Genomic DNA, 4,355 nt, shown 5'->3' on the forward strand with positions numbered 1-4,355 from the left:
TTTCATTGCGCCAGCTCTTGGATCACGCCGGCGAACATGCTTACGGCGTACCAGCGTTTAACGTAAACAACTTAGAACAAATGCGCGCAATTATGCTTGCAGCAGATGCAACAAACTCACCTGTTATTGTGCAAGCCTCTGCAGGCGCGCGCAAATATGCAGGCGCACCTTTCTTGCGTCACCTTATTTTAGCTGCGATTGAAGAATGGCCACATATTCCTGTGGTAATGCATCAAGATCACGGTACAGATCCTGATGTATGCCAGCGCTCTATCCAACTGGGCTTTTCATCTGTAATGATGGACGGTTCATTAGGCGCAGACGGCAAAACGCCGACAACTTATGAGTATAACGTTGACGTGACCCGCCGCACTGTGCAAATGGCGCATGCATGCGGCGTTTCTGTAGAAGGCGAGATCGGCTGCCTGGGCAGCCTTGAAACCGGCATGGCGGGCGAAGAAGATGGCGTAGGCGCAGAAGGCGTGCTGGACCATTCTCAGCTTTTGACTTCTGTTGAAGAAGCGCGCCAATTTGTTGCAGACACCAATGTCGATGCTTTGGCGATTGCTGTAGGCACTTCACACGGCGCGTACAAGTTCACCCGTCCGCCCACAGGCGATATTCTGGCCATTGACCGCATCAAAGAAATTCATGCTGCCTTGCCGAATACGCACCTTGTAATGCACGGTTCAAGCTCTGTTCCTCAGGAATGGCTTGCAATCATCAACCAGTATGGCGGCGACATCAAAGAAACTTATGGTGTGCCTGTAGAGCAGCTGGTTGAAGCGATCAAGCACGGCGTGCGTAAAATCAACATCGATACAGACTTGCGCTTAGCGTCTACTGGCGCAATGCGCCGTATGATGGCTGAGAAGCCAAGTGAATTTGATCCGCGCAAATTCTTCTCTCAAACTGTTGATGCAATGAAGCAGATCTGTATTGACCGTTATGAAGCATTTGGCACTGCGGGCAATGCCGACAAGATTCGTCCAATTTCTTTAGAGAAAATGGTTGAGCGCTATAAATAATCTGCTATAGATTATTTGCATAGAAAAGCCCACACTGCGTGGGCTTTTCTTTTATGGATAAAGCACTGTTTAACTGATGAATAAGAGCATGTGATGGAACTGATTTTTGCCGCAGCGCTGTGCAGCGTTGCTGTTTCTGTGCTGCTGAAAATCTGCAAAGAAAAAGGCTTCAGCCCGCTGCAGATGATTGCGTGGAATTACGCAGCCGCCAGCATCTTATGCTATTTCTGGTTTAAACCCGATTTGCAGCATATTTCGGCGCAGCATACGCCGTGGTGGCTCATTTTGGCCTTAGGGCTTTTATTGCCCGCTATTTTCCTCTGCTTGGCCAAGTCGCTGCAGACGGCAGGCATTTTAAAAACTGAAATTGCGCAGCGCTTATCTGTGGTGCTGTCATTGACGGCAGCCTATTTTATTTTTCAGGAACAGTTTAATCAGCTGAAAATTATCGGCATTGCGCTGGGAATGGGCAGCGTGTTGTGCATTCTGCTGTCTAACCGCTCAGAGCAGGGCGCTGCTGCAAAGCCGCAGGCCGGGCTGTATCTGGCCTGCGTTTGGGTCGGCTATGCCTTGGTTGATATTCTGCTGAAATACACCACCGGGCTGGGGCTGCAGTTTTCGGTAGCGCTGAATCTGATGTTCATTTGCGCATTTGCGCTGTCTTTGGCTTATATCGTCATAAAAGAGCAAACCATTGGCGCAGGCCACAATATCATTGCCGGGCTGGGCTTAGGGGTATTGAATTTCGCCAATATTGCGCTGTATGTCAAAGCGCATTTGCTGCTGAAAGATACGCCGGCCATTGTATTTGCCGGCATGAATATTTTAGTGGTGCTGTTTGGCGTGCTGGGCGGATTGGTTATTTTTAAAGAGAAGCTGAAAGCCGCTTCCGCCGCCGGCTTGGCTTTAGGCTTGCTCAGCGTAATGTGCCTGGCTTATGCCATGCAGTAGGCCAAAACAGCCAAATGAATGGATTTTCAGGCGCTTAACATGAAAAAGCAGCTTAAATACTTGAGCTATTTAAGCTGCCTGTGCAGGATGGAATTTTTAAGAAAATTAGCGGGAAAAACGCTGCAGTGTGCCTTGCAAATAGCTTCTTGCGACTTCTACAGGATATTTAAACAGGTCATAAGTTTCGATGGTGCCCTGCAATTGCCCCAAATGCTGGCAGTGCGGGCAAGCTGGATAATTTAAAAAAGCATCAGAATTGTACTTGTGCATATACACTGTTTTGCAGGCAGTGCATTCAAATTTCATAGGTAATTTAGGCGCGGCAGGCATGGCAGTAGACCAATGATGTTTTGCACAAAATATACGCGATTATTGTTTAAAAAATAAGTCCTGAAATGACAAAAAAGGGGAATATTTTCCCCTTTCATCGCTTTTTTAAAATATTAGAGCCTGGTGAAAACGTCTTCTTTGACTAAGCGTGATTTTGGCAGCTTGGCATTGAAGTCGCTTTCGCTGCGGTAGCCTAGAGTTAAAAGCACGGAAGGAATCAGCCCTTTTTCAGCTAAGCCTAATTCTTCAGTAATGATGCCTTCATCAAAGCCGCCAATCGGCGTGGCGTCTACGCCTTCAATGCCGGCCGCCAGCAGGATTTGGCCGAGCGCAATAAAGGTCTGATTTTCCGCCCAGCGCTGAATGTCGCCTTTTTCATTGCGGTAATAATCCACATAGCCGCTGCGGCTGTCTTTCTGGCCCTGTTTGGCTTGAGCATCTTTAAAGCGGCCGCTGGCTTCATCACGGCTGAGCAGGTTTTCAAGATGCTGCTCATTAATATCCGCTTGGGTGCAGAGCAGAATTGTATGCGAAGAATCTAAGACCTTAGGGGCATTGTAGGCATATTTGCCCACCAGCGCTTTGGCAATGCGCTTTTTGGCCGCTGCATGCTCTGCAATAAAGAAATGCCACGGCTGAATATTGATGGAGGATGGCGTAAGGCGCAGGATTTCAAGCAAACGTTCAAACTGTTCCTGAGGAATCTTTTTGCTGGGGTCATAAGCTTTAGTGGTGTAGCGGGTTTTAGAAACGTTGAGCAAATCCATGAATGCAGCCTCCGCGGTTAATTTAGGCCTATTTTACCCGATTCAGGGCATGAATGGATGAGAATAATTTTCATCTCACTTAGCATGCTGCATGCGGCCTTAGGACGGAATGCCGGATAAACTTTAAATAAAATTAAGCACTGATAGCTGAATTGAATGATGCAAGATGAAATCAATATTGGTGCTTTTTGCTGAAAGGCGTTTAATCGGGGGCAATATTCATCCTGCACCGAGCAAGCATATGACCGATTACCGCAATCACTTTAAACGCAGATTGAAAACCCGGCAGCAGATTGGCTTATGGGTTGGCCTTGCAGATGCCTACGGCACTGAAATTGCGGCCAATGCAGGCTATGACTGGCTGCTGATTGACGGCGAGCATGCGCCCAGCGACCTCAGAACCACATTGTCGCAGCTGCAAAGCATTGCTGCTTATCCATCGCAGGCGGTGGTGCGCCCGCCGATTGGCAGCGTGCAGCTGATTAAGCAGCTGCTGGACATCGGCGCGCAGACGCTGCTGATTCCGATGGTGGAAACAGTTGAACAGGCGGAGCTGATGGTGAAAGCGGTGCGCTATCCGCCTGAAGGCATCCGCGGGGTGGGCGCTGCGCTGGCCCGCGCAACGCGCTGGAACAGCATTCCAGACTATTATGCATCGGCGCATGAAAATATCTGCCTGCTGATTCAGATTGAATCGGTTGAAGGCTTGAAAAACTTGGATCAGATTTTAAAAGTGGAGGGGATTGACGGCATCTTTATTGGCGCTGTGGATTTGTCCGCAACCATGGGCTATGAAGGCAATCCCAATCATCCTGAAGTGCAGAAAGCGGTGATCAATGCCATTCAGCGTATTCGCGCAGCCGGCAAGGCGGCGGGAATTCTGGCGGCTCAGCATGAGGCTGCGCAAATGTATTTGCAGCTGGGTACTGAATTTGTTGCGGTGGGCGTGGACACCAGCGTGCTGATGAACTCGCTGCGTGAGCTGCTGGCGAAATATAAAAGCGATGCGGAAGCAGTGCCTAAAACAGCAGGCTACTGATTCAATAGCGCGTTCAGCATTATTCCGCATAGCGGGTCAATTCACTACGATGCGGAATAATGCCTTAGCCTGCATCTTTAAATCAGCACCTCTTTTTCAATCATTGCTTTCCCGCCAAATTAAGAAAATAAAAAGAACATTCAAATTCCTGTCATATTTTTCCTATATAGCTAATTGCCTAAATCGCTATTACATACAAAACCTAATGAAAGCATATTTTATGGGAGATTATGTGTGATA

General features: G+C 48.3%; 5 protein-coding genes. 3 read left to right on the plus strand and 2 right to left on the minus strand.

What is annotated here, in order from left to right; all coding sequences use genetic code 11:
• Both fba and RSA72_RS14045 read left to right on the plus strand, forming a co-directional pair.
• Positions 1–1,028 (plus strand): class II fructose-bisphosphate aldolase (fba, locus tag RSA72_RS14040; RefSeq protein ID WP_332633374.1); only part of this gene is annotated, 1,028 nt, incomplete at its 5' end.
• A 93-nt stretch (positions 1,029–1,121) separates the two neighbouring features.
• Positions 1,122–1,979, plus strand: a complete 858-nt coding sequence (locus tag RSA72_RS14045; protein ID WP_332624336.1) for an EamA family transporter — start codon at positions 1,122–1,124, stop codon at positions 1,977–1,979.
• Positions 1,980–2,084: 105 nt separating this feature from the next.
• Here the strand turns inward: RSA72_RS14045 and RSA72_RS14050 are convergent, their stop codons facing one another.
• Complete coding sequence (locus RSA72_RS14050) at positions 2,085–2,249, minus strand: hypothetical protein (RefSeq protein WP_332624334.1); 165 nt, start codon at positions 2,247–2,249, stop codon at positions 2,085–2,087.
• 173 nt (positions 2,250–2,422) lie between these two features.
• Positions 2,423–3,076 (minus strand): oxygen-insensitive NAD(P)H nitroreductase, encoded by a 654-nt coding sequence (nfsB, locus tag RSA72_RS14055; RefSeq protein WP_332624332.1) that lies wholly within the window; start codon positions 3,074–3,076, stop codon positions 2,423–2,425.
• 241 nt (positions 3,077–3,317) lie between these two features.
• Between nfsB and hpaI the strand changes: the two genes are divergently transcribed.
• Positions 3,318–4,115, plus strand: a complete 798-nt coding sequence (gene hpaI, locus RSA72_RS14060; RefSeq protein WP_332624340.1) for a 4-hydroxy-2-oxoheptanedioate aldolase — start codon at positions 3,318–3,320, stop codon at positions 4,113–4,115.
• Positions 4,116–4,355 lie beyond the last annotated feature (240 nt).

Origin of the sequence: Acinetobacter sp., assembly GCF_036659555.1 — a bacterium.
Taxonomy (GTDB): Bacteria; Pseudomonadota; Gammaproteobacteria; order Pseudomonadales; family Moraxellaceae; genus Acinetobacter.